The sequence below is a fragment of the Mesorhizobium sp. M0119 genome (assembly GCF_040322615.1).
In the GTDB taxonomy this organism is placed as follows: Bacteria; Pseudomonadota; Alphaproteobacteria; order Rhizobiales; family Rhizobiaceae; genus Mesorhizobium.
Window position 1 is genome coordinate 336,133 of sequence record NZ_JAMYTU010000001.1, and the last position, 19,552, is coordinate 355,684.

General features: G+C 61.1%; 16 protein-coding genes. 12 read left to right on the top strand and 4 right to left on the bottom strand.

The genetic code is table 11. From position 1 onward, the window contains the following. Positions 1-54: 54 nt before the first annotated feature. From NKJ40_RS01660 to NKJ40_RS01670, 3 genes are read right to left on the bottom strand one after another with little or no spacing between them, the layout of a single operon-like run. Positions 55-1,119 carry a cupin domain-containing protein gene (locus NKJ40_RS01660; protein WP_352464168.1) on the bottom strand — a complete coding sequence of 355 codons (1,065 nt, stop codon included), beginning with the start codon at positions 1,117-1,119 and terminating at the stop codon, positions 55-57. A gap of 21 nt (positions 1,120-1,140) precedes the next feature. Then, entirely contained in the window at positions 1,141-2,133 is a 993-nt protein-coding gene (gene pdxA / locus NKJ40_RS01665; RefSeq protein WP_352464170.1) for a 4-hydroxythreonine-4-phosphate dehydrogenase PdxA, read from the bottom strand. Continuing rightward, positions 2,130-3,182, bottom strand: coding sequence for a four-carbon acid sugar kinase family protein (locus NKJ40_RS01670; RefSeq protein ID WP_352464172.1), 1,053 nt, complete (start codon positions 3,180-3,182; stop codon positions 2,130-2,132). Before NKJ40_RS01670 ends, pdxA begins: the two co-directional genes overlap by 4 nt. Here NKJ40_RS01670 and NKJ40_RS01675 point away from each other — a divergent pair. From NKJ40_RS01675 to NKJ40_RS01700, 6 genes are all read left to right on the top strand, one after another. Next, a complete protein-coding gene (locus NKJ40_RS01675) occupies positions 3,181-4,143 on the top strand; it encodes a LysR family transcriptional regulator (protein ID WP_352464173.1) in 963 nt (320 codons plus the stop codon). The genes NKJ40_RS01670 and NKJ40_RS01675 overlap by 2 nt on opposite strands. Positions 4,144-4,810: 667 nt before the next feature. After that, complete coding sequence (locus NKJ40_RS01680) at positions 4,811-6,475, top strand: ABC transporter ATP-binding protein (protein WP_352464174.1); 1,665 nt, start codon at positions 4,811-4,813, stop codon at positions 6,473-6,475. Between the two features lie 23 nt (positions 6,476-6,498). After that, positions 6,499-8,169 carry a peptide ABC transporter substrate-binding protein gene (locus NKJ40_RS01685; protein ID WP_352464176.1) on the top strand — a complete coding sequence of 557 codons (1,671 nt, stop codon included), beginning with the start codon at positions 6,499-6,501 and terminating at the stop codon, positions 8,167-8,169. Positions 8,170-8,253: 84 nt separating this feature from the next. Next, positions 8,254-9,204, top strand: coding sequence for an ABC transporter permease (locus NKJ40_RS01690; protein ID WP_352464178.1), 951 nt, complete (start codon positions 8,254-8,256; stop codon positions 9,202-9,204). Between the two features lie 32 nt (positions 9,205-9,236). Then, a complete protein-coding gene (locus NKJ40_RS01695; RefSeq protein WP_352464180.1) occupies positions 9,237-10,115 on the top strand; it encodes an ABC transporter permease in 879 nt (292 codons plus the stop codon). Positions 10,116-10,147: 32 nt separating this feature from the next. Continuing rightward, positions 10,148-11,479 (top strand): NAD(P)/FAD-dependent oxidoreductase, encoded by a 1,332-nt coding sequence (locus tag NKJ40_RS01700; protein ID WP_502903677.1) that lies wholly within the window; start codon positions 10,148-10,150, stop codon positions 11,477-11,479. Between the two features lie 201 nt (positions 11,480-11,680). Here NKJ40_RS01700 and NKJ40_RS01705 read toward each other — a convergent pair whose 3' ends face one another. Further along, positions 11,681-12,619 (bottom strand): ornithine cyclodeaminase family protein, encoded by a 939-nt coding sequence (locus NKJ40_RS01705; RefSeq protein ID WP_352464182.1) that lies wholly within the window; start codon positions 12,617-12,619, stop codon positions 11,681-11,683. A 21-nt stretch (positions 12,620-12,640) separates the two neighbouring features. On the opposite strand from NKJ40_RS01705, the gene NKJ40_RS01710 reads away from it, so the two are divergent. From NKJ40_RS01710 to fghA, 6 genes are all read left to right on the top strand, one after another. Beyond that, the gene (locus tag NKJ40_RS01710; RefSeq protein ID WP_352464184.1) at positions 12,641-13,795 is read left to right on the top strand and encodes a GNAT family N-acetyltransferase; all 1,155 of its coding nucleotides are present in this window, start codon (positions 12,641-12,643) and stop codon (positions 13,793-13,795) included. A gap of 11 nt (positions 13,796-13,806) precedes the next feature. Then, a complete protein-coding gene (locus NKJ40_RS01715) occupies positions 13,807-14,985 on the top strand; it encodes an alanine racemase (RefSeq protein ID WP_352464185.1) in 1,179 nt (392 codons plus the stop codon). A 55-nt stretch (positions 14,986-15,040) separates the two neighbouring features. Beyond that, entirely contained in the window at positions 15,041-16,315 is a 1,275-nt protein-coding gene (locus tag NKJ40_RS01720; protein ID WP_352464187.1) for an NAD(P)/FAD-dependent oxidoreductase, read from the top strand. Then, positions 16,312-17,766 (top strand): aldehyde dehydrogenase family protein, encoded by a 1,455-nt coding sequence (locus NKJ40_RS01725; RefSeq protein WP_352464189.1) that lies wholly within the window; start codon positions 16,312-16,314, stop codon positions 17,764-17,766. Before NKJ40_RS01720 ends, NKJ40_RS01725 begins: the two co-directional genes overlap by 4 nt. 281 nt (positions 17,767-18,047) lie before the next feature. Next, the gene (locus NKJ40_RS01730; protein WP_352464190.1) at positions 18,048-18,266 is read left to right on the top strand and encodes a hypothetical protein; all 219 of its coding nucleotides are present in this window, start codon (positions 18,048-18,050) and stop codon (positions 18,264-18,266) included. Between the two features lie 431 nt (positions 18,267-18,697). Continuing rightward, complete coding sequence (gene fghA / locus NKJ40_RS01735) at positions 18,698-19,549, top strand: S-formylglutathione hydrolase (RefSeq protein ID WP_352464192.1); 852 nt, start codon at positions 18,698-18,700, stop codon at positions 19,547-19,549. Positions 19,550-19,552 lie beyond the last annotated feature (3 nt).

The window sequence follows — 19,552 nt, forward strand, 5'->3', positions numbered from 1 at the left end:
TCCTGCGCGTTGCGCCATGATTTCACTGAAAACCTAGCAGACGGCACTCTCGCCTTAAGCAGTCACCTGGGATCGCTCAGAGTGAGTGAGATCATTTCCCGCGGCCGGGCAGCAGGGTCGCGCGGTTGACGTCGCCAGCAACACTTCACACTCCTCCCCGCCCAAAGCCACCGCACAGTGCTCAACGCCATAGGGGATGACGATGAACTCTCCGGGTTCGATAATCTCTTCACGGTCACGAAATTTCATGAGCAGGCGTCCCCGGTGAACAAAGAACAGTTGATCATCGTGCTGTCGAAATGACCAGCTGGAGGCTCCCCTGAACATGGCGACCTTGATTTGCATGTTGTTGACATGCACCTCGACTTTAGGCTCCCAAGGCGCGTGTAGCCCGGCAAACTCAATTGACAAATTCTTCTTGTGAATTGGCGAAAGGTGCTTGTTCAGGGCAGCGACGTCGCGAATGATTGCGGTGAGTTGGCTTGGTAGGTCATTCCCATTGGCCGGGTACCTGCCATCCAAAGCCGCAGTCCCAATCGTAAAACCAGCTGCGCCGGCGCTTTGGACGACTGCAATTCGTTCAGGGGTGTCGATCGAACCTGCAATGTAGACAGGCTTGGCGACTGCAGCGCAGACGGCCTTCATCAAATCGGGCACGTTCTGCGCCGAACGGTATGCCAATAGGTCCAGGCCATGCACTCCATCGCGCCCTGCAACCGTCTTGGCACTTTCGACAATTTCGTCGATGGCGCCTTCAAGCACGCTCGGATGACCGGTAATCCGACCCGGAAACGGGAAGTACTGGATGCCGGTGCGCTTGATGATCGGCAGCACGTCGTCGACCCGCGTGCCACCAAGAAGAACGTCAACGCTGATTTCGGCAGCTGCCCTTGCCGAAGCAATTTCGCTTTCGCGGTCCAATGACACGACTTCCAGATAGGAGGTTGCACCGCCCGTCCTGATGGCCGCATTGAGGCCTTTCAGCTGCTCGATCGGCAAGCCGATATCCTTGAACCCGATGTGCCGCACGCCGAGGCTGAGCGCGGTTTGAAGTTGCTGCGACGCGTCCGGAACCGTGCGGTCGTTGCGCGTAAGCATGAAGATGAAGCGTAACCCCATTGGTCGTGGTTCCTTTCGAATCTAGTTCGTCTTGGTTCGCGCCGCCACGAGGCGCTTGGCGTAGGCAAGCGAGGTTTCCAGGCTTGTGTGGTCTGCAATTCCCCGGCCCGCGATGTCGAACGCCGTGCCGTGATCTGGGCTGGTGCGGACGAACGGCAGGCCAAGCGTGATGTTCACGCCCTTTTCCAGCCCGAGATACTTCACAGGGATCAGCCCTTGATCGTGGTATTGTGCCACCACAACATCGAATCGACCTTGACGTGCTTGCATGAATACGGTGTCGCCTGGATAAGGGCCGGTCGCATCGATACCCTCGGCGCGGGCCGCGCCGATTGCAGGTCGTATGATCCGGATCTCCTCGTCCCCGAAAAGGCCGCCTTCACCTGCGTGCGGATTGAGACCCGCTACGGCGACACGCGGGGTTGCGAAGCCGAGAGCCTTGCCACCCTCGTGGGCAAGCCGAATGGCGGAAACCTGAGCGTCGAAATCGCCCTGTTCGATCGCCTTGCTCAGCGACGTGTGGATCGTGACGAGCACCGTGCGGATGTCATCGTTCGCAAGCATCATCGCCACGCGCTTGGCGCCGCCGTAGTCGGCCAGAATTTCAGTATGGCCGGGGTAGCGGATTCCCGCGCTGGCCATCGCCTCTTTGTTAATCGGCGCCGTGACGATGCCGCTCACTTCTCCCGACTTCGCTGCTGCGATCGCTGCCACGATGGCGTCGAAAGCCGCCTGCCCGGAGATCGCGCTGATACGCCCGATTGGTGGGGACTCGGTAATCCGCGTGGTTTCGATGACTTCAATTCGCCGCGGCTCGAATTGAGCTGCATCGGCAGCGTTGATGCGTCGCACCTCGATGTTCAACCCGAGCCGGCGCACAATGTCCTGCATGACAACATAGCTGCCGAACACGACGACCCGTTCGCCGCCCTTCGCAAGCACCTTCGCCACGATCTCCGGCCCAATTCCGGATGCGTCGCCCATCGTGAGAGCAAGCGGGGGAATATTCTTCATTGGACTGCTCCACGTATCCGCGCGACAGCGCGCTTCACAGCGTCGTCACTGCCAAAGCCACCGGCCTTCATGGCGAGCAGGAGCGAGCGTCCATCGCCAAGCCTGGCGAGACCAAGTGGGAATCCGGGATCGAGTTCTTGCAGGATCTCGAACTCACGGACGTTGAGAAGGTCTAGGATCGCGTCCATCGTGTCGCCGCCGGTGGCGATTAAAGCGCCGAGGCGTGAGCTTTGAAGCTCTCGCGCTGCGTCCTGTGCCAGACGGCGCAGCACCGCTGCCGGGTCCCGCTCGCGCGCCTTTGGTCCGCGCAGCAGCATGACACCGCTGACCTCCTGAAGTTGATCGGCCTGCCGATGACTGCGCGGATTTGCGCTTCCAATGACGACCAAGACATCGCTGCTGATGCCGTCGATCAATGGCGGTAGGGTCTTCGCCTGCACAAAACGCCGCGATAGGGCTGCAGCCATTCCGGGAGAACCAACCCAAAGGATCGACTCTGGATCCTCTATGGAAGCAATCTGCGAGTCGAGTTCTTCCTGCGTTACTGCATCAAGCAGCGTGACATTCTTGATGCAGTTCGGGACCAGGTCGACTAGCGCGGACTGCCGCACGGGATGCACGGGGTCATGGCCATACGCGCTTTCCGAGACCGGGATGCCGTCAACGAAATGAATGCCCCTCACTGTCGTACGTCCGGCCTGGGGGAACGCCGGCGCAAAAAGCAGTGATTTGCGGCCGCTCGCCGCAAAGCATGCTTCAAGCTCCTCCGCTATGTGGCCGCGTAGCGTGGAGTCCACGGTTTTGTAGAGCACGGCACGGCTGGCAAGTCGGGCGGTCAATCGAGCGACCCGCTCGAACGCTTGCGACGGAGTAGCAGACCGCGAACCGCTATCGACTGCGATTACCGCCGCCGCTTCCGCTTGGCGCGGAAGCTGGCCCCTGCCGATCGACGCAGTCAAGCCGCGGGCGACGAAAGGTGATGCACCATCTGCCGCGCTAGTGAGGTCATCGGCGAGGACCGCTATACTGGGTTGATGATTGGTGCGCATGCATCAATTAACAAAATCCCATCGAGGACGAATAGCGATAGTTTCTGACGAGATCGGTGATAGATTGTCACTGATGGATCGCTCAGACATACCTTCACTCGATGACCTGCGAGCGTTCGAAGCAACAGCGCGGCTGGGCTCGGTCCGGCTCGCTGCAGACTCGCTTGCGCTCACGCACGGCGCCGTCAGTCGCCGTATCACCAAACTCGCCAATGACATCGGGGTCAGGTTGTTTGAAAAGAATGGGCGAGGCCTGCGGCTCACCCCGGCCGGCGAGACGCTCAACCTCACCCTCAGCAGGTTTTTCGGCGAGTTGGCCGCCACAGTGCAAGGCCTGCGTGCTACCAATGCCGGGAAGAATGCTCTAGTGCTCTCCTGCGAGCCTTCAGTTGCAATGCGTTGGCTTATTCCGCGGCTGGGGGCGCTTCAAGTGGCGCATCCGAACATGGCCCTCCACATCTCCGTAGGTGGTGGGCTTGTGGACTTTCGTAAGAAACAGATCGATCTCGCTATCCGACGGCTAGACTTCGCTGTGCCCGAGACATGGAACGTCCGGACCCTTTTCCCCGAAAAGGTTGGGCCCGTCATGAGGCCGGAACTAGTGCCAGAGTTCGAACACGGCGACTATCTCGCTCTTGGGTCGAAGACACGACCTGACGCGTGGGCGCAATGGCTGAAGACCCATCCGTCGGCGCGTCGACCCACAGAAGTCCGATATTACGACAATCACGCCCTGATCGTCGAAGCTGCATCTGCAGGTCTGGGTGTAGCGCTCAGTCCGTTCGTACTCGCGATTGACGATGTGGAGCGAGGAAGCCTGGCGGCACCTGCTGGCTTTGACCCTGACGGCAGTCAATACGGGTTGATATGGTTGGGGTCGAGTGAACTACAAGGTGTGGAGTTTGAACTCGCAGAGTGGCTCCAGGCGCAGTTCAGCCGCCTGGGCCCAAATCGCCTTTGAAGGAGCGCCCTGCAGCTCAATTCGGGCACCAGGCTGAGTGGAGTTCTGCTACCTGTTGGCAGGCAACATAGAGTTGACCGCCGGGACGGGCGCAGTCCGCTTGAAACTTCTGGCGCGGGCGGATCCTTCAAATTTCCTGGGGCAAGGAATCCCGTGCCCGCCTGACACGGCGGCACGGCCGCTGGCGTCATTGCTCAGTCTTTTTTTCGGCCAATCACTCTTAGACTCTCGCCTATGCCGCGCAGATTGTGGGACTTACGCTACCATCATCATGCCAAACAGAGTGAAATGCCAATTCGGACGTTCTTTTCAGAAGTTCCTGCTGCCCGAGAGCCAAGTTTCGATGACTCTGCGGAAACAGAACAGTCAAACTGGCTGAAAGAACGGAGCCACCCTCCTTATGGCGGGCAGGCCCCAGAGGACATCCGATAGGCACGGTTTGCCCCATCGGTGAGTTCTCCAAGAAAAGGGAACACAGTCCGGTACACGGACCGGATTTTCATAAGGGAGTCGCCTGGATGAGCAGAACCCGTCTCTCGCAGCCTCAGCGCGCGAAGCGCCGAAATGGCCAGGCTACGGGCGCTGCGGTGAGGCGCTTCTGTTCAAAGGGCGATGAAGCGGTCCGCAACAGGGTGGACGCGCTCGGTTGAAAGGGGAGGTGATCTCGATGGTCGCAAGCATCCAGGCTGTAGCCCCCCACGATGTGGCGCTTTCGGTGCGCGACCTCACGGTGAATTTGCCGCAAGGCATGGAACGGACCCATGCTGTCAAGAACATTTCCTTCGATCTGAAACGCGGCCAGATCCTTTGCATCATTGGCGAGTCCGGATCGGGTAAGTCGGTTACGGCGAACGCGATCATGGGGCTACTGCCCAAGGTGATCCGCGTCTCATCGGGTGTCATCCAGTTGGAGGGGATGAACATCATCGGCATGTCACCCGACAAACTGCGCAATTTGCGTGGACGGGTCGTGTCGATGATCTTTCAGGACCCGCTTTCGGCGCTCAACCCCCTGATGACGGTGGGTGCGCAGATTGACGAGGTCATGGCCGCGCATGGCTTCGGCACGTCAGAAGCCTGTCGAAACCGCGCTATTGAGCTGCTCTCTGAGGTGGGCTTGCCAGATCCCGAACTCATGTATCACCAGTACCCTTTCCGGCTTTCGGGCGGGCAGCGGCAGCGCGTCATGATTGCCATGGCCCTTGCGCTCGAACCGACGGTGCTTATTGCGGATGAGCCAACCACCGCCCTCGACGTGACCACCCAGGCACAGATCCTGGAACTCATCAGAGACATTCAGCGGCGCAAGGGCATGAGCGTGATGTTCATCACCCACGATTTCGGCGTGGTGGCCGAGATCGCCGACACCGTCGTGGTGATGGAAAAGGGCAATGTCGTCGAACAGGGCAGCGCCGAACAGGTGCTGAAGTCGCCCAAGCACCCTTATACCCAGCGCCTGATTGCAGCCGTACCGCATTTGACCGGCGAAGATCGCCCCCGTCCGGAGGCTGCCAGCAAGGAGCCGATCCTGAAGGTTGAGGGTCTGGTGAAGACCTATCGCGGCGGCAGCGCACTGTTCGGCGCGCAACGAGTTGTGACAGCGGTCAACGAGGTTTCGTTCGAACTGGCGCCCGGCCGCACGCTGGGGGTCGTAGGCGAGAGCGGTTCGGGGAAATCGTCGCTGGGCCGGCTGCTGATCAAGCTGCTGGACAGTGACGGCGGCGGGATCTTGTTCGAGGGCTGTGACATAGCCAAGCTTTCCGAAGCGAAGTTCCGCCCGCTTCGACCCCGGATCCAGATGATCTTCCAGGATCCCTTCGCTTCTCTGAACCCACGCTCGACGGTCGGTCACATCATGACGGTAGGCCCGATGGCGCACGGGATGCCTTATGCCCAAGCGCGCGATGAAGCGCGTGCGCTTCTGGCCCATGTCGGTCTCGATGCCGGCGCTTTTGGCCGCTACCCGCACGAGTTCTCGGGTGGGCAACGCCAGCGCATCGGCATCGCTCGTGCGCTGATGTTCAAGCCGAAGCTGTTGATTGCCGACGAGGCGGTCTCCGCACTCGACGTGTCGATCCAGGCGCAGATCTTGCAGCTTCTGGATCAGATCCAGCGCGAGACCGGCGTGTCGATGGTCTTCATCACACACGACCTGCGCGTCGCCAGCCAGATCTGCGACGAAATCGCTGTGATGCAGAAGGGCCGGATCGTCGAGCGCGGGCCGCCCTCGCAAATATTCCTGAACCCGCAAGCAGCCTACACGCGCCAACTCGTAGCGGCGATCCCAGGGGAGCGGCCGGGCAGTGCCCGTCCAGTTGCAGCAAACGCATAACAGATAACAAGAGAGGAACTACCATGACCAAAAATTCATCGACCACGTCTAACTACTCGAGGCGCGAAGCGCTGCGACTGATGGCGCTAGGTGGGGCTGCAGGCCTCATCGCGCCCAATCTGTTGGGCAAGCCCGCCTTCGCCAAGACTCCTCCTGCAGGCCCGGCCGGTCGCGTCGTCGTCGGCCTCTCGCAAGAGCCGACCGTATTCAATCCGCTGATGGCGCATATCGAAGTCGATGACGCGGTCCATTTCTCGGTTTTCGACGCGCTGGTCCGCATGGATCCCCAAGGTGGCCTACATCCAAACCTCGCAGCCGAGGTGCCAAGCCAGAAGAACGGCGGCATTTCGGAGGACGGTCTCAACTGGCGCATCCGGTTGCGTGACAATGCCCGCTGGCACGACGGTGAGCCCTTCACAGCCGAGGACGTGAAATTCACCCTTGAACTCATCACGAACCCGAAGTTTCGCGCTTGGCGCACGAGCGGCCATTCGCTCGTGCAGGACATCACAGTGGTTTCGCCCACAGAGATCACATGGCGGATGAAGGAGGCTTTTGCGCCCTATCTTTCGTTCCTGGCCGAAACCTTCATTGTGCCCAAGCACATTCTGGAGAAAGAGGCCGATCCGAATACAGCCGCGTTCAACCAGGCGCCGGTCGGCACCGGCGCATTCAAATGGAGCCAGCGCGTCGCGGGCGATCATATCGAGCTCGTCGCCAATCCTGAGTACGCCGGCGAAGGTCCCTATGTCGAGCAGCTCATCTTCAAATACATCCCCGACATGACGGTGCTCTACACGCAGTTCAAGAGCGGCGACGTGGACCTGGTCGATCAGTCGTTCATCACCGCCGACCATTATACTGAAGCCCGCGAACTACCAGACCGCGTGGTGACACTGGAGACAGGGGCATCCCTGGAGTCGATCTACCTCAATTTGGGCCGCCCGCAGTTCAAGGACCTGGCAGTGCGCCAGGCGCTCTACGCCGCCTTGGACAGGAAGGCGATTGTCGACACGATCTATTACGGCGTGGGCACCCTCACCGAGACCTTCATGCCGAAGGAGTCCTACTACTACGACCCGAACCTGCCGGTTCAGGAGTTCAATCTGGACCGGGCGCGCCAAATCCTTGACGAGGCCGGCTGGGCGCCGGGGCCGGATGGAATCCGCGCCAAGGATGGGGTGCGACTGTCCTTCTCCAACTCAACAACTTCTGGCAACAACCTCCGCGAGCAGACGCAGCAATTCCTGCAGCAGACGTTTGCCGAGATCGGCGTCGAGATGACGATCTCGAATTTGCCGGCTGCAGTCATGTGGGGCGAGTTCTGGCTGAAGTCGCAATTCGACACCGCCATGGTGGGCGTCACCTATCTGATTGCCGCGGACCCCGACGCCACAAACCGGCTCCATACGAAGGCAATCGCCGCTCAAGGCGGACACGGTTCGAACACCGGGCAATATTCCAATCCTGAGGTCGATGCCCTGCTCGAAAAGGGTGCTCGCAGCTTCGATCCGGAAGAACGGCGCGGGATCTATAATCGTGTGCAGGAAGTGGTGCGCCACGATCTGCCCTTCCTGCCGCTGTTCGCGTACACAATCGTCCTCGGGCGCAAGAAAGGGTTGGACGGCTTCGAACCCAACGCCAACACCCGCACCGCGTCGTGGAATGCCGCGGCCTGGCAGTGGACGGCCTAATCCACGCAGTTGCCGCCGCCCCGCCCGATTCCGCCGCGGCGGCGGCAACAGACTAAAATGGTAAACCCACAACGGAGGACTCGAATGCGCGGCTTCCTGCTCAATCGCCTCTCGCAGAGCCTGGTGCTGCTTGTGATCGTTTCGATCATCGGCTTCGGCATTCTGAACCTCCTTCCCGGCGGCCCGCTGGCGCAATTCGGGCTCGATCCCGGAATGACCCAGCAGGATATCGAGCGTCTCAAGGGGCTGCTGGGCCTCGATCGGCCTATATGGATCCAATATCTGGACTGGGCATGGCGGCTGGTGCGGGGCGACTGGGGTCACTCGTTCCGTGACGGAGCGCCGGTATTGGACGTCATCGGCAGCCATCTCTTTGCCACGCTGCTGTTGATGGGTTCCTCAACCGTGATTGCAATTTCCATTGGCGCCTGGATCGGAATCCGCGGCGCCACGCGCCGCTACTCGCTGTTCGACTATCTCGCAACTGTCGGCGCCATGGTCGCGTTGTCTGTCCCCACCTTCTGGTTCGGGCTCGTCGGCATCTATATCTTTTCCCTGAAGTTGGGCTGGCTGCCCGCGGGCAATATGTCCGAGATCGGCGACACCTCGATCCTGGGCTACCTCCGCCATCTGATCCTGCCAAGTATCGTGCTGTCGCTGGTCCATGTCGCGATCTGGAGCCGCTACATGCGGACGGCGACTCTCGACGCCATTAGCCAGGACTTCGTCAAGACGGCGAGGGCCAAGGGGTTGAGTGAACGCCGGATTCTGATGAAGCATGTCGTCGGCAACGCACTTTTGCCGATGATTACCTTGGCCGGGATGCAGCTTCCCAGCGTCCTCACTGGCGCGCTCGTGACCGAAACCGTCTTTACCTGGCCAGGAATGGGACGGTTGTTCCTCGATAGCCTTGGTTACAGCGACTATCCGGTTGTGATGGGGCTGCTGATGTTCTCCGCCATGCTCGTTCTGCTTGGAAATCTGATCGCCGATATTGTCGTCGCTATTGTCGACCCGCGCATTCGTCTGGCTTGAGCGCGCAACTTCCCCGACAGGAGACAGCCGATATGACCGCTCTCACCGCAAATGCAGCTCCAAGCCGATGGAGAAACAACCGCGCGGCACGTCGTTTCATGCGGCATCGCTTGGCGCTGCTCGGGTTGGCGATGATCATCTTCCTGAGCCTTGCTTGCGTCCTCGGCCCCCATCTCCTGCCTTATGACTCGCTGTACATCGATCTGCGGGCCCGCTTTGCCTCCCCGCTGACGGGCTACCACTTTCTAGGCACCGATCCGCTTGGCCGCGACGTGGCGGCAAGGCTTTTGATGGCGGGACGAATCTCGCTGCTGGTCGGTTTCTTTGCCATGGTTTTGTCGACGCTCATCGGCACCCTGGTCGGCGTAATTGCCGGCTATCGGGGCGGCTGGGTCGGGGCCACGCTGATGCGCACGGTCGATGGATTCCTGTCATTCCCATCGATCTTTCTGCTGCTGGCGCTGGCTGCCGCACTGAAGCCCAGTCCTGTGATGATCACCGTCATTATCGCCCTCACCAGTTGGATGGAGGTTGCCCGCATCGTCGAAGCGGAGGTCCGCTCCTTACGCGAACGCGAGTTCGTCCTGGCCGGCCGAATGCTGGGGTTGAGCGGCACCCACATCATGTTCCGCGAGATACTGCCCAACGCCATGGGGCCGATTATCGTCGCTTCCACCTTGACGGTCGCGCGCGCCATTCTCATGGAAGCCTACATCAGCTTCCTCGGCTATGGGATCCAGCCGCCATTGCCTAGCTGGGGCAACATGCTCAATGGCGCCCAGCAATATCTGGGCAGCGCACCTTGGCTGGCAATCATTCCCGGGGCTGCAATCACCATTGCGGTAACCAGTTTCAATTTCATCGGTGACGGGCTGCGTGATGCGCTCGACGTCCGAGACGACCACATCTGAAGTTTCACCGACCGCAGATCTTTACCCCTGCAATGCAGCGAGAAGTCAGCCACGTGCAAGAGCCTCATATCGCCGACAAGAACACACCCTACTGGTGGGAAGCAGCGCCCGTCATGCCGCTGCCGCGGCAGCCAGTCGCAAAGAAGCTTGACGTGGCAATTGTCGGCGCCGGTTATGCCGGGCTTTCGGCCGGGCTTGTGCTGGCGCGCGAAGGACGCTCGGTCGCAGCTTTTGATGCGATGAATCCGGGCGAGGGCGCTTCCACCCGCAACGGCGGGATTACGAGCGGGAGCATCCGGCCGGACTATGCCACGATCACCCGGCGCTTCGGGGAAGAGAAGGCCATGGCGATCGAGGCCGAGGGCAAGGTCGCACGCGAATTCCTCTACGACTTCATCAAGACCGAAGGGCTCGACTGCGACTTCCGACTGGTTGGCCAATTCAAAGGCGCTTTCGGATATGAACAGTATGAGAAGATGGCGCGCGGCGCCGAGACGCTGGCGAAGAAACTGGGGATCGAGTCCTACCCGGTTCCGCATGCCGAGCAGCGAAATTATATCGGCACTGACTTCTACCGCGGCGGAACCGTTCGGATGGACATTGGCGGGCTGCACCCCGCAAAATTCCATGCTGAGCTCCTGCGGGTGGCGCTCGCATCCGGGTTGACGGTCCATTCGCATACAGTGGTCAAGTCGATCGAGAGGAACGGTTCGGAGTTCCGCGTCGCGACTTCGGCAGGGACGGTGGATGCACGGCAGGTTCTGGTCTGTACCAACGGCTATACCGACGGTGCCGCTCCCTTCCTCCGCCGCCGCCTGGTTCCGGTCCGCAGCCGGATCATTGTCACCGAAGAACTTGCGCCTGATGTCATGGCGCGACTGATGCCGAAGCTGATGACGATCACCGAGAACCGGCAACTCGGTTTCTATTATCGCCCCTCGCCCGACGGAAAACGTATCCTGCTGGGGGGCCGTGACAGTTCTCGCGTCGGCGATCCCGCAGCGCCGAAACGTCTCCTACGCAAGGGCCTCGTAAACCTTTTCCCGGAGTTGGAGAACGTGCGCCTTTCGCATTGCTGGTTCGGCAACGTGGCGATGAACCGAGACATGCTGCCCCGCATCTTCGAGAAGGACGGTGTGGTCTATGCAACCGGCTTCTGCGGTTCGGGCGTGGTCTGGGCGCCATGGATTGGCATGCGTGCGGCCCACAAACTGATGGGGCATGGCGAGCAGTCGCGCACTGCGTTCGACTTTCGACCGCCTTCGGCCGTCCCGCTCTATCGTGGCAATCCGTGGTTCATGCCGGCGATTATCCAGGGCTATCGGTTGCAGGACCGTCTCGCCTTCTGGCGCGCCAGCCGCTGATCGCCGGAAATATCAGGACATTCTCCAGGCTGGATTCGGCCTGGATTGTAGCTGCCCTACCGTGGCTGGAAGAAACGCATTGCTGAACTACGACACGCAGCGATCCCGATCGCAAGCAGTTTTGCGACACCTTGTTGCCGGAGAGCACTCCAGTGGTGTCGAAAAATCCGTCGAGGCTGGGGCCTGTCGGTGCGAAGCTGATCAGCGGTGGGTCGCCTTTGCGCGGATCAGCGCGTCGGCCATGTAGAGGTCCTGCAGGGAGATACCGGAACTGTCGAAGACCGTGATCTCATTGTCGAAGCGGCGTCCGGGCACACGCTTTTCAATGACGTCGCCGATTGGTGTTACCGCAAGCATGCCGGCGTCGATCTCGTCGCGCACGTGTTGGAACTCGCCGATCTGGACGGACTGGGAAAGCAGATCACAGAACAGACATGCCTTGGGAAATAATTCGCTCGGCAATTCGCGCTTGCCCGGAGCATCCGACCCCATGCTGACGATATGGGTTCCGGATCCGACCCAAGCGGCATCGAACAGCGGTTCGCGTGAGGGTGTCGCCGTGACCACGATGTCGGCCGCTCGCACGGCTTCTTCAGGCAAGGCAGCGCGCGCCTTCAGGCCCCTTTCGCCGATCTGATCGACAAGAGCGTCGCGCCGCGGCGAAGGCCGCGCCACGACCAACACTGTTTCGATTGGGCGGATGCGTGCCAGCGCCATCACTTCGAAGCCCGCCTGATTGCCGGCGCCGAAGATTGCCAGAACCTTGGCTTGCTTGCGCGCAAGAAGATCAGCCGCAACCGCGTCGGCGGCGGCTGTCCTGTAGGCGTTGACCCTCCCGGCCTCTACTACGGCGCCGAGCCGACCTGTATGCTGATCGAGCAGCACGATGGTCGAGTTGTGGCGGGGAAGGCCACGTGCCGGGTTGCCCGACCAGAAGGAGCCAATTTTCACTCCGGTCAGGTCGTCCGACGAACCGGATTTGATTGAGAAGGTATTGGTCGCCTCCTGTGTGCGTCCGAGAACAGCGGGAAAGACCCAGCTCTGCCGCGATGCTGCCGCCACGAGAGCCTCCCGCGCCGCCTCGAAGGCAAGTTCATGGGTGACGAGGGCGGCTGACTGCTCTTCGCTGATGTAGATCATCAAAAATTCCTTCTGAGCATCATGCGTTTTATCGCTGGGGAGTGTTGCGGCTATGCCATTGCAGAGGCTGAGATCACATCCATTGGGGATGGTGCGGACGTCACGCCGACCGCGGGGGACCACGAGGGGCGATTCAAGGTGCCAGGTATTCCTCGCCCGATTTGCGCGATTTGGCATGCCGAGGAACTGCTTAAAACGAATAATCCCGCTGATTTGAAGGGGCAAAACAGCAGCGAAATCTGTCCCCGGGGCGCGACTCTAAGGTCCGACTTCAATCCGACTCTGGATCAAGTGACAGCGTTGCACCTTATGGCCTTTGAGCATGACAGAGATATCGTCAGCGCCGCGACCGAGCTGATGAAATTGGAACCCCGCCATTTGCCGGGCGCGCTGAAGCTGTCGCAGGAGATGGGCTGGCCCTACCGTCAGGAGGATTGGGAATTTGCCCTGAGGGTCGGCAATGGCCTGGTCCTCGAGCGGGCAGGACAGGTGATTGGCACCGCCATGTCGTGGAATTACGGACAGTCCTATGCCACGGTCGGGATGATCATAGTTACTGGCTCCGCGCAAGGCGGTGGCAACGGCGCCCGGCTCTTTGATGGATTGCTTGAGGCGACACACGGTCGCAACGTGCTGCTCAACTCAACCGAAGAGGGGCTGGCGCTCTACAAGCGACGCGGCTTCACTGCCTGGGGCACGGTGCTTCAGCACCAGGGCTCGCTGAGTGCCGCCGTGACGCGGAGTACCCGCGACGACATCCGTCAAGCGACAGCCTCCGACCTCGCGGCGATCCAGGCCTTCGACGAATCGGCCACGGGCATGCCCCGGCTGGCGATGGTGGCTGCGCTCGCCGATGTGGGCAACGCATTGGTCATCGAGCGCAGGGGACGGATTGCAGGCTACGCTATCGCGAGGAGGTTTGGCCGTGGCTATGTCGTCGGCCCTTGTGCAGCCGAGAGCGACCGAGACGCGCGGCTTCTGATACTGGCCCAGCTTTCGAAGCTTCACGATCAATTCATTCGCATCGACGTCTATGCCGAGGATGGATTGGGCGACTGGCTTGAGAGCCTTGGCCTTCAGCGGTCCGGCAGTGCGACCGCCATGGTCAAAGGCCAACGACCCGTCTCCGAGCGGCCAGCCCATATGTATGCATTGGCAAACCAATCGTTCACTTAGGAAACGAACTTATGAACACGAGGGCGGCAAACCTGGCGGTGAGCGAGACGGCTCGGACGATCGACGCCTTGGTCACTCCGGCGCTGCTTCTCGACCGTGGGCGGCTCGAGCGCAACATCCAGGGTCTGGCCGAGCGCGCCAAGAAGCTTGGCGTGGTGCTGCGCCCGCATATGAAGACGGCCAAAAGCATCGACGTCGCCCGATACGCGTTCCACCGCGAACCGGCTCCGATCACGGTGTCGACCATCGCCGAGGCGGAGTATTTTGCGGGCCATGGCTTTCGAGACATGACCTACGCGGTCGGCATCTCGCCGGCTTCGGCCATCCGCGCCATGGAGCTTTGTCGCCGCACCGGCGCTGATGTGAAGCTGTTGCTCGATTCCGTAGGGCAGGCCGACGGCTTGGCCGACGTCCGCGAAGCCACCGGTATGACACCATCTGTTTTCATCGAACTGGACTGCGATGATCATCGCGGTGGATTGAAGCCGGACGATCCCAAGCTGCTCGAGGTGGCCAACAGGGTCGTCGAAGCGGGCGCTAATCTCGTCGGCGTCCTCGCCCATGCGGGCGAGTCCTATAGCCTGAGCACGCCCGATGCGCTGGTCAAGGCAGCCGAGAACGAGCGTTCGGCCACCGTGCGCGCGGCCGAAACTTTGCGCGCTCACGGCCATGCCTGCCCGATCATCAGCCTCGGTTCGACGCCGACAGCGCATTTCGCCAGCAATCTTGAGGGGGTCACGGAGCTGCGCGCTGGAGTCTACATGTTTTTCGACCTCGTCCAGCACGGGGTAGGGGTGTGCGAACTGGACGACATCGCGATTTCCGTACTGGCCACGGTGATCGGGTCAAAGCCGGAAAAAGGATGGGTGCTGGTCGACGCTGGGTGGATGGCGCTTTCGCGCGACCGGGGAACCGCAAACCAGCAGATCGACCAGGGTTACGGCGCGGTTTGCGACGAAAAGGGGCGGGTGCTTGAAGATGTGATAGTGGCCCAGGCCAGCCAAGAACACGGTATCCTCGCCATTCGTGCCGGCTCTGGAAAGTCCATGCCCGAGCTGCCGCTCGGGTCTCGGGTCCGGATTCTGCCTAACCATGCGTGTGCGATGGCCGCCCAGCATGATTTCTACAGCGTCGTCAACGGGGACAGCCCCAAGATTGAAGCGCGTTGGGAGCGGATGCGCGGCTGGTAGGCGCGCAACTACGCTCGGATGTCGCCCCACTCAAACCACACTGGTGGTCAAGAAAATGAAGTTTACCTCTTATTGGCTGGATACGTCTCAGCCGTTCAATGAAGGGTCGTCCAAACCGCTCGAAGGCCACTACGACGTGGCGATTGTGGGCGGCGGCCTGACCGGCTCCTCCGCCGCGCTGGCCCTTGCCAAAAAGGGCGCCCGGGTTGCCCTGTTGGAGGCCGAAACAATCGGCAACGCCGCGTCCGGCCGCAATGGCGGGATGTGCAACAACGGCTTTGCCCAGAACTATGCAATCATGGCTGGCAAGCACGGCAAGCCGGCCGCAAATGCGCTCTACAAGGCTTTCGACGCTGGCGTCGATATGGTCGAGCGGTTGGTGCAGGAAGAAAAGATCGACTGCAGCTTCTCCCGCGTCGGCAAGCTCAAGCTCGCCGCCAAGCCCGAACACTACGACATGCTGGAGCGCAGCCAGGAACTGCTGGCGGCCAATGTCGATCCCGACACCAGGATGATCGCGCGCTGCGACCTGCGGGCGGAAGTCGGGACCGACCGCTACCATGGCGGGCTGCTCTTTCCCAAGAGCGCGGGCATGCATGTCGGCCGGTTCGTCCGGGGCCTCGCGACCGCCGCTGCCCGGCGTGGCGCAGAGGTCCATGAACGCTCGCCCCTCATGGCGATGCGCAAGGTTTCAGGCGGGCATGAGGTAACGACGCCAAAGGGCAAGATCGTCGCGCGGCAGGTTCTGTTGGCGAGCGGCATTTCCCAGGTTGGCCCGCTCGGCTGGATCCGTCGGCGCATGATCCCGGTCGGCGCATTTCTGATCGTGACCGAGCCGCTGTCGCCCGACCACCTTAAGCGTCTCATGCCGACCGGGCGCATGGTCGTCGACACGCGCAATCTCGTTGTCTACTGGCGGCTCACGCCGGACAACCGCCTTCTGTTCGGCGGGAGGGCGCGCTTTGCCGTGTCCAATCCTCAATCCGACGAAAAAAGCGGCCGGATACTCAAGGCGGCGATGGTCGAGGTCTTTCCGGAACTGGCCGGCACCCGCATCGACTACTGCTGGGGCGGCATGGTCGATATGACCCGCGATCGCCTGCCGCGCGCCGGAGAGCGCGATGGCATCTATTACTCGATGGGCTATAGCGGACACGGGACCCAGATGTCGACGTTGATGGGCACCATCATGGCCGACGTCATGGACGGGCACCGCGAGCTCAATCCGTGGAAGGATTTCGACTGGCCAGCGATCCCCGGTTATTTCGGGCGCCCCTGGTTCCTGCCGATTCTCGGCGCCTATTACCGCATGAAGGACCTTGTAGGGTGATGACGCCCCTCGAACATCTGTCCCGCAACGGCCACCTGGACAAGTTCTTCATCGACGGTCAATGGGTCGAGCCGAGCGGCACCGCGACGGGCGTTGTCGTCAATCCCGCCACAGAAGAGGTTGTGAGCCAGTTTTCGCTTGGAAATGGCGAGGACGTGGACGCGGCCGTTGCAGCGGCTCGCAGGGCATTCGCCACCTGGAGTCGGACCACGCCAGGAGACCGCGCGGGTCTGCTCGATCGCCTGCAAGCGCTGCTCGAGGCGCGCGGCGAACTGCTGGCTCAATGCCTGAGCCTCGAAATTGGCGCGGCGATCAGCTATGCGCGCAGCGCGCAGGTGCCGCTGGCGATCACGCATGTTAAGGTCGCTCGCGATGTGCTGACAGACTTTCGCTTCGTCAAGCAACGGGGGCAAACCGCCGTCACCCACGAACCGATCGGTGTCTGCGCCCTGATCACTCCGTGGAACTGGCCACTTTACCAGATCACCGCCAAGGTTTCGCCGGCGCTGGCTGCAGGATGCACGGTCGTGCTGAAGCCGAGCGAGCTTTCTCCCTTGGACGCCCTTCTGTTCGCCGAAGCGATCGAGGAAGCCGGCTTCCCGGCCGGGGTGTTCAACCTCCTGCAAGGTGATGGTCCAGGCGTGGGTATGGGTCTCGCCTCCCATCCAGATGTCGACATGATCTCCATTACCGGGTCCACCCGCGCGGGCATTGCGGTGGCCCAGGCGGCAGCGACCACGGTCAAGCGTGTCGCGCAGGAGCTCGGCGGCAAGTCGCCGAACGTGATCCTGCCGGACGCAGATCTGGATCGTGCCGTTTCTCTGGGGGTAGCCGCCGCCTTCCGCAATCTCGGTCAGTCATGCAGCGCCCCGACGCGCATGATCGCGCCACGCTCGCTGCTCCCCGAGATCGAGGCAATCGCCGAAAGGGCCGCAGCCCAGATCGTCATTGGCGATCCTCTTTCGGAAGCCACAACTCATGGTGCAATCGCAAACCGTGCCCAATTCGACCGCATCCAAACCATGATGGGCGTCGGCATTTCCGAGGGCGCCAAGCTCCTCACCGGAGGACCGGGTCGCGCGCACGATCTGAACGTTGGGTTCTATGTGAAGCCGACCATTTTTTCCGACGTGCGCACGAGCATGCGTGTTGCCCAAGAAGAGGTCTTCGGGCCAGTTCTCTGCATCATCCCCTACGACACAATCGAGGAGGCCGTCACCATCGCCAACGACACGGTCTACGGTCTGGGGGCCCATGTGCAGGGCCAGGATGTGGACGCCGTCAGGGATGTGGCCTCGCGGATACGCTCCGGTCAGGTGCATCTCAACTACCCGGCCTGGGATCCGCACGCCCCGTTTGGCGGTTTCAAGCAGTCTGGAAACGGACGCGAATATGGGATCGAGGGCATGTTGGAGTATCTCGAGGTCAAATCCATCCTCGGCTATTTCTAGGCGACATCTTCGCCAAGCACAGGGGCATGCGCCCGTGGGCCGAGCCGAGGTCCTGGACCGGGCTCGCGTACGAACCTGGCAATTTGCCATGGCTCCGCAGCGCGCGGGAAATCTGAAAAACCGGTCGAGGCCCGGTTGCCAGGCTTGGTCGGTCTAGAATGCCGTCGAAATTAGAGATGTCCGGCCGTAACGGTTCAGCCGATCTGTACGTTTCATACATCGAATTGAATACAACCGTGGATAGATTACCATCGCCCTGGGCCGCATACGGGGAGGGTTGGATGAGTAAGGTGCAGAGGGTCAGTCCGGTAGTAGAGCAAGCAATCGCCGCAGTCCTCAATAGGGAGGATCGTGGTGACACCATTTCGATCACAGCGACATTAAACGCAGCACGGCAAGCCGCCCCTTATCTGGTCGCATCCGACGAAGAGCTAACCGAGGCGATCGTCGAGGCAGCAACTGCCCTGGGCCTGTCCGTCGCTTTCGACGGTCGTGAATAGCCGTCGGCTCACCAGTTCTTGCTCGGTACCCGGGCGCGCTTGCTGCGAGCCCGCGCGATGACGCGTGCGTGCTCGTCCGCCATAGCCGCTTCGAAGCTGCTGTCGCCGCCGAAAGCCATGGCAAGTGCATTTGCGCAGAGCTCGGCGTCCCGGAAGCATCGCTGATGCCCTGCGCAGTGACTGCGTCCTTGTCATAGCCAGCATCGCCAACGATCGCCCAGCCTGGCCCGCATGGCTTGCGAAAGACGTTGGGCAACGCTGCGCCAGCGAATGGCCTCTCGCGCCTTGCTGCGCCAAAACGGTCGGCGAAGGCAGGCCATCCCGGCTCCGATCAAGAGCCCTGCGCGCCAGCCGGCCCACCAAGGTTGCAGCGATCACCCTCGATGTCGTAGACCCTACGGTCGGCGGTTAAAATTGGCGGAGAAGAATATATGCCAGAGCACCCGAAACTCGTCTCGACTGCCAAGTCGCATGGCGGCGCCCAGCATGTTTACTCTCATCTGTCGACGAGCTGCTCGTGCGAAATGACGTTTGCCATTTTCGTGCCTCCGCAGGCACGGGAACGGCGTTGCCCGGTGGTGTGGTACCTCTCCGGACTCACCTGCACCCATGCGAATGTAATGGAAAAAGGCGAATACAGACGTATTGCCGCCGAACTTGGCTTGATCGTCGTCTGTCCCGACACCAGCCCGCGTGGTGCCGACATTCCGGATGAAAAGGACAATTGGCAGTTCGGCAGCGGCGCCGGTTTTTACCTCGACGCGACGCAAGAGCCGTATGCCAAGAACTATCGCATGTATTCCTATATCGTCGAGGAGTTGCCAGCGGTGATCGGGCGCGAATTTCCCGCCGATATGGCGCGCCAGTCGATCTTCGGCCATTCGATGGGCGGGCATGGCGCGCTGACGATCGCGCTGAAAAATCCCGCACGTTTCAGGAGTTGCTCGGCATTTGCGCCGATCGTGCAGCCAAGCACAGCCGGCTGGTCGAAGCCGGCTTTCGAAAAATATCTCGGCCTGGATGAGGCCTCGTGGCGGCGCTACGATGCCACTTCGCTCATCGAGGATGGACACCGTTTCCCGGAATTCCTGGTCGATCAGGGAACGTCAGACGGTTTCCTCCAGGAGGGCCTCAGGCCTTGGCTGCTCGAAGACGCCTGCTCCAAGGCCGGCATTCCGTTGAAATTGCGGCTGCAGGACGAATACGATCACTCCTATTTTTTCATTTCGACATTCATGCATGACCATATGACGTGGCATGCCGAACGGCTTTCACGAGCCTAGGCC

Coding starts and splice junctions, on each gene's coding strand:
- NKJ40_RS01700 (WP_502903677.1), top strand. CDS start 10,148: ATGCAGCGAGAAGTCAGCCACGTGCAAGAGCCTCATATCGCCGACAAG.
- NKJ40_RS01695 (WP_352464180.1), top strand. CDS start 9,237: ATGACCGCTCTCACCGCAAATGCAGCTCCAAGCCGATGGAGAAACAAC.
- NKJ40_RS01715 (WP_352464185.1), top strand. CDS start 13,807: ATGAACACGAGGGCGGCAAACCTGGCGGTGAGCGAGACGGCTCGGACG.
- fghA (WP_352464192.1), top strand. CDS start 18,698: ATGCCAGAGCACCCGAAACTCGTCTCGACTGCCAAGTCGCATGGCGGC.
- NKJ40_RS01685 (WP_352464176.1), top strand. CDS start 6,499: ATGACCAAAAATTCATCGACCACGTCTAACTACTCGAGGCGCGAAGCG.
- NKJ40_RS01710 (WP_352464184.1), top strand. CDS start 12,641: ATGCGTTTTATCGCTGGGGAGTGTTGCGGCTATGCCATTGCAGAGGCT.
- NKJ40_RS01675 (WP_352464173.1), top strand. CDS start 3,181: ATGCATCAATTAACAAAATCCCATCGAGGACGAATAGCGATAGTTTCT.
- NKJ40_RS01730 (WP_352464190.1), top strand. CDS start 18,048: ATGAGTAAGGTGCAGAGGGTCAGTCCGGTAGTAGAGCAAGCAATCGCC.
- NKJ40_RS01680 (WP_352464174.1), top strand. CDS start 4,811: ATGGTCGCAAGCATCCAGGCTGTAGCCCCCCACGATGTGGCGCTTTCG.
- NKJ40_RS01720 (WP_352464187.1), top strand. CDS start 15,041: ATGAAGTTTACCTCTTATTGGCTGGATACGTCTCAGCCGTTCAATGAA.
- NKJ40_RS01670 (WP_352464172.1), bottom strand. CDS start 3,182: ATGCGCACCAATCATCAACCCAGTATAGCGGTCCTCGCCGATGACCTC.
- pdxA (WP_352464170.1), bottom strand. CDS start 2,133: ATGAAGAATATTCCCCCGCTTGCTCTCACGATGGGCGACGCATCCGGA.
- NKJ40_RS01705 (WP_352464182.1), bottom strand. CDS start 12,619: ATGATCTACATCAGCGAAGAGCAGTCAGCCGCCCTCGTCACCCATGAA.
- NKJ40_RS01690 (WP_352464178.1), top strand. CDS start 8,254: ATGCGCGGCTTCCTGCTCAATCGCCTCTCGCAGAGCCTGGTGCTGCTT.
- NKJ40_RS01660 (WP_352464168.1), bottom strand. CDS start 1,119: ATGGGGTTACGCTTCATCTTCATGCTTACGCGCAACGACCGCACGGTT.